The 12,338-nt window shown below is 61.1% G+C and carries 11 protein-coding genes, 1 tRNA gene and 1 pseudogene; 7 read left to right on the forward strand and 6 right to left on the reverse strand.

The window, feature by feature from the left end; all coding sequences use genetic code 11:
• Positions 1 to 181: 181 nt before the first annotated feature.
• The 4 genes from DIE23_RS28230 to DIE23_RS28245 all read left to right on the forward strand — a co-directional run bounded on the left by DIE23_RS28230 (position 182) and on the right by DIE23_RS28245 (position 4,838).
• Positions 182 to 649 (forward strand): hypothetical protein, encoded by a 468-nt coding sequence (locus DIE23_RS28230; protein ID WP_124615117.1) that lies wholly within the window; start codon positions 182 to 184, stop codon positions 647 to 649.
• Complete coding sequence (dnaB, locus tag DIE23_RS28235) at positions 646 to 2,037, forward strand: replicative DNA helicase (protein WP_124615118.1); 1,392 nt, start codon at positions 646 to 648, stop codon at positions 2,035 to 2,037. Before DIE23_RS28230 ends, dnaB begins: the two co-directional genes overlap by 4 nt.
• A gap of 1,274 nt (positions 2,038 to 3,311) precedes the next feature.
• On the forward strand, positions 3,312 to 4,136 hold the full coding sequence (locus DIE23_RS28240; protein WP_124615119.1) for a hypothetical protein: 825 nt from the start codon (positions 3,312 to 3,314) through the stop codon (positions 4,134 to 4,136).
• A gap of 99 nt (positions 4,137 to 4,235) precedes the next feature.
• Positions 4,236 to 4,838 (forward strand): hypothetical protein, encoded by a 603-nt coding sequence (locus DIE23_RS28245; RefSeq protein ID WP_124615120.1) that lies wholly within the window; start codon positions 4,236 to 4,238, stop codon positions 4,836 to 4,838.
• Here the strand turns inward: DIE23_RS28245 and DIE23_RS28250 are convergent.
• The 3 genes from DIE23_RS28250 to DIE23_RS28260 all read right to left on the reverse strand — a co-directional run bounded on the left by DIE23_RS28250 (position 4,804) and on the right by DIE23_RS28260 (position 7,441).
• Positions 4,804 to 5,409 carry a recombinase family protein gene (locus DIE23_RS28250; protein WP_124615121.1) on the reverse strand — a complete coding sequence of 202 codons (606 nt, stop codon included), beginning with the start codon at positions 5,407 to 5,409 and terminating at the stop codon, positions 4,804 to 4,806. The genes DIE23_RS28245 and DIE23_RS28250 overlap by 35 nt on opposite strands.
• Positions 5,410 to 6,044: 635 nt before the next feature.
• Positions 6,045 to 6,725: a hypothetical protein gene (locus DIE23_RS40400; RefSeq protein ID WP_260436180.1), complete on the reverse strand. Its 681-nt coding sequence runs from the start codon at positions 6,723 to 6,725 to the stop codon at positions 6,045 to 6,047.
• On the reverse strand, positions 6,722 to 7,441 hold the full coding sequence (locus DIE23_RS28260) for an integrase arm-type DNA-binding domain-containing protein (protein WP_185646550.1): 720 nt from the start codon (positions 7,439 to 7,441) through the stop codon (positions 6,722 to 6,724). The genes DIE23_RS40400 and DIE23_RS28260 overlap by 4 nt, the downstream gene beginning before the upstream one ends.
• A gap of 101 nt (positions 7,442 to 7,542) precedes the next feature.
• Between DIE23_RS28260 and DIE23_RS39715 the strand changes: the two genes are divergently transcribed.
• A tRNA-Arg gene (locus tag DIE23_RS39715) sits at positions 7,543 to 7,616 on the forward strand.
• A 732-nt stretch (positions 7,617 to 8,348) separates the two neighbouring features.
• On the opposite strand, the gene DIE23_RS28265 is transcribed toward DIE23_RS39715, so the two are convergent.
• Both DIE23_RS28265 and DIE23_RS39720 read right to left on the reverse strand, forming a co-directional pair.
• The gene (locus DIE23_RS28265; protein ID WP_124615123.1) at positions 8,349 to 8,765 is read right to left on the reverse strand and encodes a hypothetical protein; all 417 of its coding nucleotides are present in this window, start codon (positions 8,763 to 8,765) and stop codon (positions 8,349 to 8,351) included.
• Between the two features lie 542 nt (positions 8,766 to 9,307).
• The gene (locus DIE23_RS39720; protein WP_185646552.1) at positions 9,308 to 9,463 is read right to left on the reverse strand and encodes a hypothetical protein; all 156 of its coding nucleotides are present in this window, start codon (positions 9,461 to 9,463) and stop codon (positions 9,308 to 9,310) included.
• Between the two features lie 19 nt (positions 9,464 to 9,482).
• On the opposite strand from DIE23_RS39720, the pseudogene DIE23_RS28270 reads away from it, so the two are divergent.
• Together DIE23_RS28270 and DIE23_RS28275 are read left to right on the forward strand one after the other, a co-directional pair.
• Positions 9,483 to 10,139: pseudogene (locus DIE23_RS28270) on the forward strand (TIGR04222 domain-containing membrane protein); the annotation flags it as partial.
• Positions 10,140 to 10,504: 365 nt separating this feature from the next.
• Entirely contained in the window at positions 10,505 to 11,167 is a 663-nt protein-coding gene (locus tag DIE23_RS28275; protein WP_124615125.1) for an acetyltransferase, read from the forward strand.
• Between the two features lie 10 nt (positions 11,168 to 11,177).
• On the opposite strand, the gene vioA is transcribed toward DIE23_RS28275, so the two are convergent.
• Positions 11,178 to 12,317 carry a dTDP-4-amino-4,6-dideoxy-D-glucose aminotransferase VioA gene (gene vioA / locus DIE23_RS28280; RefSeq protein ID WP_124615126.1) on the reverse strand — a complete coding sequence of 380 codons (1,140 nt, stop codon included), beginning with the start codon at positions 12,315 to 12,317 and terminating at the stop codon, positions 11,178 to 11,180.
• Between the last annotated feature and the right edge of the window lie 21 nt (positions 12,318 to 12,338).

Genomic DNA, 12,338 nt, shown 5'->3' on the forward strand with positions numbered 1-12,338 from the left:
CGGCTACGCCGCCTCCGACTCCTCACCACCGGCCAAAACAAACGTCAACGACCGGCCAACATAATTGTCGCCCCCCAATTGGCTTCGTCTCGATAGGTTGACCCATGGCGCTGATGCAACGGGTTGCACGGACGTGAGGGGGGACGCTAATGCGAGGGGTCACGCTGACGCGAGGGGTTGCATGGATGCACAAGGCCCCTTGCACCGGCGCACGAGCCCCCTTGCACCCACGCAAGCCGAACCATCAATAACCGTCAGTAAAAGCAACCACCAGATGGATGACGCGCCGTCGTCGCGTCATCCACCGGCATGCCCGGTACAAGCGATCGTTGACGCCTACCACGAGGCCATGCCGAACAACCCGCGCGTAAGGGTCATGAATGATGCCCGCGCTCGCGCCATCAAAGCACGTTGGAGGCAAGCGTCACGGCTATCCTGTAAGCCGTTTGAAGGCGGCTATGAGACCCAGACGGACGGTCTTGCGAAATGGCGGGTGTTCTTCCAGACCTGCGCCCACTCACCATTTTTGACCGGTCAGGTTCCAGCACAGGCGGGACGGCCGCCCTTCTTTGCCGATATTGATTTCCTTATGAAGCCGTCGGGTTTCACGCATTGTCTTGAAAACAAGTACCACCGGGAAAGCGTATGAGCGCAATAGACCCGTATCTCGAAGACCCGATGCGCGAGGTACCCCACAGCATCGAAATGGAACAGTCAGTGCTCGGCGCACTGCTGCTCGACAACGCAGCAATTGACGATCTCCAAGAGCTGCAAGCGAAACACTTCTATCGCGCCGAGCATCGCACCATCTTCGAGGTTATTTCGAAGCTGATCGTGGGCAATCGCTCCGCAGATATATTGACCGTTGCGGAAGAACTACGGGCTGTCGGTAGAATCGAGTCGACTGGGGGGCTGCCGTACCTCAACACGCTGGCGCAAAATACTCCGGGCAGCGCGAATGTCAGGCGCTATGCCGAGATCGTCGTCGAGCGCTGGAAGTTGCGTGGGATCCTTGCCGCGATCGATGAGGTACGCGCGCTCGTGTTCGAAAGACGCGGCCGCGTGGCCCCCGACATTATTGCCGAGGCCCAGGCGAAGTTTGAATCGCTTGCCGAATCGCGCTCCGACGGCCCGAGGTTCATAAGCGAGTATTTGCTTCCCGTCGTAGAGGAAATCGATTCTCAAGCACGCGGAGAGCCGTCGAAGGTAATCGCAACGGGCTTGCACAGTGTCGACGAGAGACTCAATGGCGGGATGAGCGCCGGCGAATTAATTGTGATCGCAGGTCGTCCCGGGATGGGCAAGACGGCGCTAGTGATCGGCGTCGGCGCTTACGTTGCCCGCCATGTTGGGACGGTCCTGATGTTTTCGATGGAGATGCCGGGCTGTCAGTTGACCCAGCGTAGCCTTGCACGCGATGGCGGAATCCCTATGCCGCACATTAGGAACGGTGCGGATATGACGGAAGCGGACTTCGCTGGTCTGGCGCGGGCAGCCCATGACTTGGCAAATCTACCGATGCTGATAGATGAAAGCGCTGGCCTCTCGTTGACTGAAATCACCAGCCGAAGCCTTGCTGTAAAGCGCCGGCACGGACTCAGTCTGATCATTGTGGATTACATCGGCTTGATGAGCGGCGGCTCCGGCGAAAGTCGTACTCAGCAGATCGGCTCGTTCACCCGGGGGCTCAAGAGTTTGGCGAAGCGTCTCAGTGTGCCCGTCATCGCACTATCACAACTGAACCGTGGCGTAGAGACGCGCCCGAACAAGCGCCCCTCAATGGCCGACCTGCGGGACTCAGGCGAGATCGAGCAGGACGCCGATGTGATCCTATTACTGTACCGGGACGAAGCCTATGATTCAGATAGTCCGTATCGAGGCACAGCGGAAATCATCGTCGCGAAACAGCGCAATGGCGAGACGGGTATGACACGCCTTGCTTTCATTGGAGAGCTCGCCAAATTTGCCGATCTCGCGCCTGGTTACGTGCCGGCACCGCGCAATAGACCTCAGCATCCTAGGGGGTTCGACGAGTAAGTGGGAGCGCGTGCACGCGGACAGTCCTATAACCAGCGGCTTGTCGGCTGCTACGGCGCGACGTAGACGAAGGCTATTTCTTTGCGCCATCCGGATCTCGCTTCCCAGATGCCGTTTGGCGGCGAAAGCGGGGGATTCCACTTGCATTTGCTGGGATTCCCGCTCTTGACGCGTTCTTCGGCGCGGGAACGGCCACTAGGTGCCAAATGTTTACAGCTCTCGGTGGAAAGACATCACGGACGGCTTGAATAGGAATCGGCTGGGAGGCTGGCGTGGCGGACCGCTCCGGATTCAGCTCCATGCGCGCTAGTGCTCGCATTTGCGGAGCCAGTGCTCGAAACTTGCGAGAAAAAATTTCGTTGACGTGGCGTACACAGTTTGCGTCGCTTAGTCGTGATTCCAGCATTGGACGCATGGTCCAGCCTCCGGAACCCTCGGATAGCGCAAGCTTCGTCTGTGAGCGCCTGCGCGCACGTCTCTCCCAAGCTGCATGCGGGAGAAATTACATTTGTGGCGCTGCTTTTGCATGCCAAGGTTGTGAACTCGGCCGACAGCACGCGAGTATGCTCACCTCGAGAGAAGTGTCAGCATCGAAACAGCAAACAGGTGCTGCCGCACGCCTTGCGTCACGAGCCGGAGTCTGCGTTCGATGCGGCCGGCTGATGATCCGATTGGTGCGCTCGCACACGATCTGCATTAGCTGTTTCAATCGGGAAGCCGAGATCCGACGGGGACGCAACGCCAAGGGAGGCCAGCCTCAAAAATGGCGCGAATTGTTACGCTTCGGACACGCTGAGGTCAGCCTGAAAGGCCGCATGCATCAAGTTGATCTGGGACTTTGTAGTGGACCGTCAGAAGCTGCGCGGGCGGTACAGAGACGCTGGCCGGGATGCTCGCTCGTTCGGTATTGGGCCGACGCCGATCCGCCGGCCGCGCCTGAGTGTCGCCCGATTGCCCCTGTTCATTGGTGACACACACTGAGATTGACATATGACCGATCGATTAGCAGCGCGGGGCGCAGTACTAGCCAAAGCCCGCTTCGCATTGTCAGCCGGCCGAATCAGTGGTGCCGAAGCGGCCCGTCTGGAGGCTGCCTTAAGCATCGGAGCGATGCCGGATGCCGCAGTGCTTGCGCGGGTCTTTGGGTCTGGCACTGAACTGCGAAAAGCGCTCGCCAATACGAGCGAAATGCGTGTCGAAGGCTGTCGCTCTGCCGACGCCTTCGATCGGCTCGTTGCCGACATGGTGACTTTGTATTCGCGGACGCGCGGCAGATGAGCACAGCGCTCGAAGCCGCCCGCCAGGCGCTGAATGCCGCGCTCATCGCTGGCGAAGATACGCGTGAAGTACGAAACACGGTGCAACAGCTTGAGGCCGAGGCGACTGACGTCGCATCCACCACCGCTCGCGCCATTCACGATGCCGCTGGCTCAGTACTTGCGCAGATCAAGGCCGATGCCGAGGCACTCGTCCAAGCCGCCGACGAACGCCGACAGCTGTTTTTCTCACAGTTCGACGTCGTTGCGGAAACCCTCGATGCTCGAGGTGTCTCGTCACATAAGTTGGCCAACGCTCGTCACAAAGCGACGCAGGCGTCCCAAGCGGTAGCCGCGTGTCAGCACGAACTCGCTGTGCTCGAGGAACGGCGAGGTGAAGCACAGGCACGGCATACCGGGGCGCTCGATGCTTTGCGTGCGGGCCGGATTGACGAAGCTGTGGCCGGCGCTCGCATGAGCGCTGCGCGAGCCGACCTGATGGACCTTGACTCGCTGATCGGTGAGGCACGCAGCAGAACCGAAGAAACGCAGCATGCTTGTGCGCATGCCGAGCAAGCGGTCCAAGATGCCGAGCGGGAGCTGGCGCGCTCGGAGCTCGCGCGAACTATCGAGGCACTCGACGACCAGCTCAAGCGTATTGAGGCAAAGCTGCTCGCTTGCTTGGCCGAGCGGTATCGAACGGGCTGTGAACTCTCCGGGTGGCGCCCCTCGCTATTCGGTGTCTGGCATCCAAGCCGTGATCTGCAGGACGCTATCACCCAATGGACGGTGCCGCCGGTGCGGTTCGGTGAGCCATGTGAAGACCAGCCCGTGAAATCTTGAGGCTCCACAATGGGACAGTGCCTCGACTTGCCGAGACGCTCGAAAGCTGCGCTTAGCGTGCGGTCCGGGCGCGCTCGCCCGACGACGCTCCAATGGAGTGTGTCGCGGGCGATCTGGGAAGGCGATCCCGGCGTCAGCTTCAGCCAGATCGCCGAGATCCTCGGCTGTTCGAAGTCCGCCGTCAGCATGCAGGCCGCGCGTAACGACTGGGCCAGGCGCCCCACGCCCGAGACGATCGCCGCGCAAGCGCAGGCCGCAGCTGACTCGCGCTTCGAACAGGAACAGAAGGAGAGGACTGCACAGAGCGCCGATCACGCGCCGGCAGTGCTCGAATCGGGGCCGGACGCCGAACCCACCAGGTTCAGAACACAGCCGATCCGGCCGACGGCGGTCGTGCCGGACACTCCCGAGGGTGTGTCGGAGGAAGCGGCGCGTCAGGTCGCGGTCGACACCGCCGTGGCGCGGCGTGCGGAACTGCTCAACACGCACCGCAAGGAGTGGGTCGCGGTGCGGAACCTTGCGTACGCATCGATCAAATCGAAGGACATGGAGCAGGCCAAGCACGTGAAGGTGGTGGCCGAGTCGTTGAAGATCGTGCAGGACGGCGAGCGGAAGGCGTGGGGGCTGGACACGGACGAGAAAAAGCCCCCGTCCGTGCAGGTGACGATCAACCGGCGAGCGGGGGTGACGATTGGGCACTGAGCGCGCGCTCGCGGATGCGCATGATCGTCGCGCGGCCGACCTTGCGGTCGCGGGCGATTTGCGAGACCGACGTGCCTGCGGCCAGTTGCTTGAGCACGTCGGCTTGCTCGGCAGCGGGCAGGGCGTTGCGGCGTCCGGGGTGTTTGCCTTCTGCGCGCGCGCGGGCGATGCCAGCCTGCGTGCGTTCGATCAGCAGGTCGCGTTCGAACTCGGCGACAGCGGTCAGCACCGCCATCGTCATCTTGCCTGCGGCGCTGGTCAGGTCGGCGCCGCCGAGCGCGAGGCAGTGGACCCGCACGCCTGCGTGGCTCAACAGTTCGACTGTCGCGCGCACGTCCATCGCGTTGCGGCCGAGGCGGTCGAGTTTCGTGACGATCAGCACGTCGCCGTCTTCGAGCCGGTCGAGCAGCTTGGCGAAGCCGGGGCGTTCGAGCGCGGCGACGCTGCCGCTGATGTGCTCGGTGACGATCCGTTTCTTCTCGACCGTGAAGCCCGCCGTGAGGATCTCGTGGACTTGGTTTTCGGGTGTCTGCTCGGCGGTGCTGACGCGGGCGTAGATGAAGGTGCGCATGGGGTGTCTCCGGTGGTGCGGGTGTCCGTATCCCGTGACCGCATTATGCGCATTGTCCGGAATATAGCTAGGCGCAATTTCGGGCGGGCTGCGGCGGGGCGACCGTATATGTTCGATTTCGGACAGGACAGTAAGGTCCTGCCCCCCGTGTCTCGCGATCATGAACGCGAGCCATCAGGCCGTGATGACAGTGAGGCAGGCGAGACACTCACCGGTCCTGGCGGACACCCAAAGGGAAACCGTGCGGTGCGCGTCACAGAAAGAGCCAGCGGGACAGTTGCGCCCTTCGGGCGATCAGTGCAATCTGAATCAGCCGCGCGACGAGAACGGCAGGTTTGCATCAGGGGAAAGCGATGACAAACCCAACCAGCAACACGACCGAAAAACCGGCACCGGCCCCGGCCGCGCCGCCGACGAGGCAGGCGCAGGACGAGCCTAAATCTGGACGAACTGAAAGCGCGTCTCAAGCGGGAAAATCCGCACCTCACGGTCGAAGAACTGGAGTTATACGGCCTGTAAACGGAACGCTACAACCTCGATGCGTTTCGGTCATTCGAAGCCATTTGATGTTGGTTAAGCGGCCGGAGTCTTGGACATCTGTTTGCCTTTGCACCCGTGCATCCACGGAGGGATTTTCAGCTTCTGGCGTTGGCGTTTTGGGTCGCTATTGGTGTCTCCGATTTGTTCTTCGAAGTCTGTGCCCAAATAGTCCACGTCATCCGTTCGGCATATTCCTCTAGAAGATCGCGATCAGTAAGTCGCTCAAGGACGTCGAAGTTGGGCGACCCGGCCATATTCGCGAGCAACTGCGCGCGCGTTGCATTTTTATGCGCTTCAAGCAACCACGTAAACATCTTGAACGGCGTCTCGATCGTTTGCCCCGCGGAGGGCTCAATACGTTCAAAGAACGTTGCGGGATGCCGTCTGTAGGCTTGCAACTCTGCTGCAGAAAGGGGGACTCTCACAATCACTTGCTGCCCGTCCTGCAACTGAAAAATGCACGTTGCTGATTGTTCAGGTTCCGAGACAATTCCTTGGAGCAGCTTGGCCGGTGCCGTTTCGCCTTCGGGCCCTACTTGGACCTCGTACCACGAGCCAACTCTAAGCCGCGCTTCGTTTGTCGAAAACGCCAACTCAGGGGCTTCTCCGTCGAACGTTGCTGGCACCTCGCTGTGATCGCGCAGCGACCTAGCGAGGTCATGGATATCCTGATGCGCTCGCATAGCGGCATATGCTTCTCTCAGGGAGGAGAATCCCGCGTCAAGCTTGAAATCTGGAATCTGGAATCCTTCGGCGAGTATGACAGTGCGTCTCACTGCACCTTCGAGGTCTCTGCCCGCGCAGCGCGCTCGCGGGCTTCGCGCGCGTCGAGTGCCGCCCGTAGGCGATCCTCCTCGTCGTCGGAAAGCCATCGGACACGACCATCGGGCTCTCGCAGCTGCTTGATCGTTGCCATGGGATGGGCGTCGATGAGATCCCACTCGAGCGCCCGCGAGAACAGACTCCCGAGTGCTGCAAGATCGCGGTTAATGGTAGCGGGCGCCTTGCCCGCTTTGACGCGCGCAGAGCGCCACTTTTCGATGATCCACGCATTGAATTCGATGAGAGGTCGGGCAAGTTCTTCGCCAAATGCCGCGCGAATTCGTTTTTCCGTTGCGGTGGCAGTGTGCGAGTTAGTCGTCAGCCAATCGCGATAGCGCTCTTCAATGAACTCCTCGAGCGTCATCGTCGCACGCCGCTTTTGGCGGGAGGTGGCGGCCGGGTCGTGGCCGTTCGCAATTTTCCCAAGAAGCATGCGGGCGGCCTCACGTGCGTCACTGACGGAGGTAGCGGGGAACGATCGGTCGAGTGACTTGCGCGCTTGTTTGCCGTCTGGACCAGTGTACCGAACGGAATAGTTGATCGTCCCGCCCGGCGTAACACGCACTGCGAATCCACGCAATTCGGTGTCTTGGATGTCGAAAGCGTGTTCCCTCGGCTTGACGGTCCGGAGCAATTCCCGCGAAATCTTTGCCCTCATATCGGTTCCCATGTCGTGGACTTTCTGTGGACTTCTTCTGCAGTGTACTCCCATGGACGCCGATGGAGATACTCATACTAACCCATTGATTTATAGAATATCAATATTCATCTGCGTATTTCGGCGGACTCCAAAAATCGCCCTCCGAAGGCAGGGGTTGCTGGTTCGATCCCAGCCGGGCGCGCCAATCTGATACGTCATTGGGCACTTCCCCCTCGCCCGTACCTTTCCAATGCGAGATTGTTGAGGCTAGCTGCGCACGGTTTCCACGCAGGCGGCAAGTCTGTGGGCAAACGATAATGTCGGTGACAACTGACCGAAGGAATTGACGAGCACACGAATTCGTCGGGTCGGAAAGCACCTCGCGTGCAACACGAAGGAATTTGTCACATTGTGCCCGCCCGAACTTCCTGAAGGGTATGTGGGCGGCCTTTCGCATTTGTACTTCGTGCAAAAGGTATCCCACGGGGAACGGCTGCGCTTGATGTAGCACGGGCGAGCGCAAGCGAACGCCGTGTGTTATGGCGTGCCGTTTTGTCCAACGCGACGGACTTATCGCGGCTCGCACAGACCGTAAAGGTAATCCTGCCGTCGTGCCGTCCTGCCGTCGTGCCGTCGTGCCGTGGGACGAGAAGCGCGGCCACGAGTGCTTGTTCGTGGTGCGGGAAATGGAACATCCCGAAATTGATGCCCACGGCATCAAAGCCGCAGTCCGGGTGGACTATTCTTCTACTCGCAGTCGACCGAGCTACCGCCGGAATATAACGCCCGGGCCAGGAGGGACAACCGATTGAAGGCGGAAAACCCTGACCTGAACTTTTCGGCCAGGGTTGCAGAAGAAGGGGCATCGTATTCTGTCGCCATGCTCGCGAGGGGCGTGGCTCATTTCAGTCTACTTGCTTTGCGGAACCGGGTTGCATCAACTACAACTGATTCCCTTGCCGCTCACAAATGTCCGGCTGGTCGTTCCGGATAGCACGCCATCGGCATCGACCTGATTTGTCGTATCTATCAGTGTAACGTCGGTGTAACTCACGCACGCCAGCGCGAGGGTTTGCCCAGATGGGCAAGAGAGCGTTGTGTTCGCCGGCGGCCCGACTGTGATGCTGGCTATGACCCGACCATTCTTGGGCTGTACGTTACTGAGAGATGCGCTGAGAGCCGATGGGCCCACCTTGTTGCTGGCCGCAGGATGGTTGCCGCCGCCATTGAAGCATGCATACACGGCGGTGGCCTGCGCGGTCAGCGTGTAATTTACGTTCTGGTTTCCGAGACCGGCTTCATCGAAGGCGACAACAAGCGCCCCACTGTCGGCAACACTCTCGGTCGCACTCATGAAGTGCGCCCCTGCTGTCGCGGCCAAAGCCGTAGCCGCAGCAACGGCAAGAGCCGCCGCTATTGTTATTCGTTTCATATGAGCCTCGCACACAGAAAGTGAAACATCAAAGTCACGCTTGCCCACACCACTTAAGCAAGCCTGGATTCAGCACTTCCATATTTGATAAGAAGGTTTTTCCATAGACTCTCCTTGACGGTGAATCGTCATCGATATGGCTTTTATCATTAAATTTTCTAAGCCAAAACTCGTGCTTCAATCATCCGAATAATTGGTCTGGTTTTGTAATAATAATATCTGCAACTATTTGTGATGATGTGCCGAGCGGTAGTGGCGCAACAAGTTGGCAGAAGGTATTGTTGGATTATTGGAATTTCAAAAATAACCATTGCGCGCTACCGCGCCTGAATTGAACGGGTCGCATACGGGGGTTGGGTATTGCCTGATGAGGTGTCGACAAAAGTGGGTGATGAATTGTCTTTGAGGGGGTGGCCTCCAATTGGCCTTGTTAGCTTTAAGAATAGGGTGCGTTACAAGAAGTTTCATTTTGATTTTTCGTCGCGGGTGGAGTTGTTAGGGGCAGTGCTATCCCGATGCACGGAAAATTTAATCATGATAATAATATGTATCGGGAAAGATTTAATGATGCGCAGTTGAATGCGCCACCCCGGTGCAGTTGCTTGCAGCAGGCGATCCACGTGGCGCCCCAAGGCCCGCATCGACGCGACCCGCGCTGGCGCGTACGCGGACGAATGCGAATGGCTGGCCGCGCAGCCGGGCGGCGAAGCCAGCTTCGGTGCATTCCGTCAGCTGGTTGACTGCCGTGTATCCGAATACGCGAACGCGTTGCGTGACCGCGACTGGTTTTGGGCCCCGGGCGAGATGCGGGCGCGGCTGGTTGCGCGCGCGATCGCGCTGATCGTGCTCGGCACGGGTGCGGCGAAGCTCGCCGTCGGACTGAGCCGCGGGCGGGCCGTGCCGCTGCTCGTGATCAGCATGGCGGCGTTTGCAATTGCCTACCGAATCGTCGCAGGGCGGTTGACCGGATTCGGGCAGGGTGGGCTGACGGTGGGGGCACGAGTGGCGCTCGACGCGCACGGAAGCGCACATCGCGACGCACCCGAATCGGCGGACGCGCTGTTATCGGCGGCCGCGCTGTCGGGTGCCGGTGTACTGGCAGGCGCCGCGTGGGCCGCATATTCGATCGTCCTCGTGGAGCCGCCGCCGATGCCGCCGACGGCGGTGCGCGGCGGTGGGTCTACCGGTCCCACGTACAGTTCGAGCGACTACGGAGCGAATTGCTCGTCGTCGAGTTCGTGCAGCTCCAGCTCGTGCAACTCGAGCAGTTGCGGCGGATGCTCATCGAACAGCTGACGGGCCCGGCATCGCCCGCCACGGGCTGCCATCGGCAGCGCGGCGCGTTTCATTGCCCGAACAGCCGCGCGTAACGGGCTCAGATCGGCGCATCGCTGTCGCACGCGCTTCGTTACTCTGTCATCGGAGGCCGCTCGCGCCGAAACCGCGCTTCGTTTCGCCTGGACTCGCCCGTGCCGCTCCTCCGTGACGAACCGTGGCTCTGTCGGCCTTCCATCGCGATGTCTGCTCCTGACGGCACACCGCCCGCCGCCCCGGCGAGGGCGCCACGACAACCGGATAATGGAGGAGGGAGCGGACGCAGGCGGCATTAGCGACGCATTTCGCGGGCTGCCGTGCAGTCTTTTCGTATCGTCGAGGTTCTTGTGGAAAACATCGTCATCGTCGGCTCGTCCGGCCACGCAAAAGTCGTGATCGACATCGTCGAGCAGGCAGGCCGATACCGGATCGCCGGACTGATCGATTCGTTCCGGCCCTGCGGCGAGCAGACGCTCGGCTATGCAGTGCTGGGCACGGAACACGACCTGCCGCGCCTGATCGACGCGCACCGGATTGCGGGGCTGCTCGTTGCCATCGGCGACAACTACGCGCGCGAAAAGGTGACGGCCGGCCTTGCGGCCATCGCGCCCGGCGTGCCGTACGTGTCGGCCGTGCACCCGGCTGCGCGCGTAGGCAAGGCGTCGACGATCGGTGCAGGCACGGTCGTGATGGCCGGTGCGGTGATCAATCCATGCTGCATGATCGGCGAAGGGTGCATCGTCAACACGCATGCGTCGCTCGATCACGACGGCGTGATGGACGATTTCTCGAGCGTTGCGCCCGGCGCCGTCGCAGGCGGCAATTGCCGGATCGGACGCGGTGCGGCGATCGGCCTCGGGGCGATGCTGCGGCACCGGATCTCGGTTGGCGAGCACAGCGTGGTCGGCGCAGGCGCGGTCGTGCTGCGCGACGTCGAGCCGTACACCGTCGCGTACGGCAATCCGGCGCGGCGGATCCGCGACCGCGACGTGGGCGAGCGTTACATGTGAGCGAGTCGCGTCAGTTGGCGATCAGCTCGACGATGCGATGGATCTGGTCGTCGGCGAGCGCCGGATAGATCGGCAGGCACAGCACCTTGCGCGAGGCGTCGCTGGCGACGGGCAAGTTGTCGCGATTCGCGGACGGCAGCCCGCGATACATCGGGAATTCAGAAATCAGCGGATGGAAATACCGCCGCGCATAAATGTCGTATTCACGCAGCTTGCGGTAGAGCGCGTCGCGATCGAGCGGATGGTCTTCGTCGACGAGGATCGCGAAATACGCGTGGTTCGCAACGGTCTGGCCGCCGTGCGGCACGCAGCGGATGCCGCGCACGTCGCGCAGCAGCGCGCGGTACAGCGCGTCGATTTCCCGGCGGCGGGCGAGTGCGCTGTCGATGTGCTGAAGCTGAAGCATGCCGAACGCGGCGTTGATCTCGCTCATCTTGCCGTTGATGCCAGGCGCGACGACCGTGACCTCGTCGACGAAACCGAAGTTCTTCAGGTGATCGATGCGCTGCTTCGTTTTCGCGTCGGGGCATATGATCGCGCCGCCTTCGAACGTATTGAAGACCTTCGTCGCATGGAAGCTCAGTACCGACAGATCGCCGTGAGCGAGCACGCTGCCGGTGCCGGTCTGCACGCCGAACGCGTGGGCGGCGTCGTAGATCACGCGCAGGTTGTAGTTGTCGGCGATCTTCTGGATTGCGTCGACGTCGCACGGATTGCCGTAGCAGTGCACGGGCATGATCGCGGTGGTCTGCGGCGTGATCGCCGCCTCGATGCGCGCCGGATCAAGGTTGAGTGTGCCGGGTGTGACGTCGACGAACACGGGTTTGATGCCGTTCCACAGCAGCGAATGCGCGGTGGCGACGAACGAGTACGGCGTCGTGATCACCTCGCCGTTGATACGCAGCGCCTGCAGCGCGGTGACGAGCGCGAGCGTGCCGTTCGTGAACAGCGACAGGTGCGGCACGCCGAGATACTCGCACAGCGCACGCTCGAATTGCTGATGGAACGGGCCGCCGTTGGTCAGCGTCCGGCTTTCCCAGATCTTTTCGAGGTACGGCACGAAGTCTTCGAGCGGCGGCAGGTGCGGTTGCGTGACGTAGATGCGTTCGTCGGCCTGCGGGGTGATGGCCCGAAGCGGAAGCGCGCTCATGCGTTTCTCCTGGATATCACT

It is taken from the genome of Burkholderia sp. Bp9143 (assembly GCF_003853645.1).
Taxonomy (GTDB): Bacteria; Pseudomonadota; Gammaproteobacteria; order Burkholderiales; family Burkholderiaceae; genus Burkholderia.

Excerpts from the sequence above, each read along its gene's own strand:
- DIE23_RS28230 (WP_124615117.1), top strand. The coding sequence starts at position 182 with ATGGATGCACAAGGCCCCTTGCACCGGCGCACGAGCCCCCTTGCACCC.
- dnaB (WP_124615118.1), top strand. The coding sequence starts at position 646 with ATGAGCGCAATAGACCCGTATCTCGAAGACCCGATGCGCGAGGTACCC.
- DIE23_RS28240 (WP_124615119.1), top strand. The coding sequence starts at position 3,312 with ATGAGCACAGCGCTCGAAGCCGCCCGCCAGGCGCTGAATGCCGCGCTC.
- DIE23_RS28250 (WP_124615121.1), bottom strand. The coding sequence starts at position 5,409 with ATGCGCACCTTCATCTACGCCCGCGTCAGCACCGCCGAGCAGACACCC.
- DIE23_RS28260 (WP_185646550.1), bottom strand. The coding sequence starts at position 7,441 with ATGGGAACCGATATGAGGGCAAAGATTTCGCGGGAATTGCTCCGGACC.
- DIE23_RS28265 (WP_124615123.1), bottom strand. The coding sequence starts at position 8,765 with ATGAGTGCGACCGAGAGTGTTGCCGACAGTGGGGCGCTTGTTGTCGCC.
- vioA (WP_124615126.1), bottom strand. The coding sequence starts at position 12,317 with ATGAGCGCGCTTCCGCTTCGGGCCATCACCCCGCAGGCCGACGAACGC.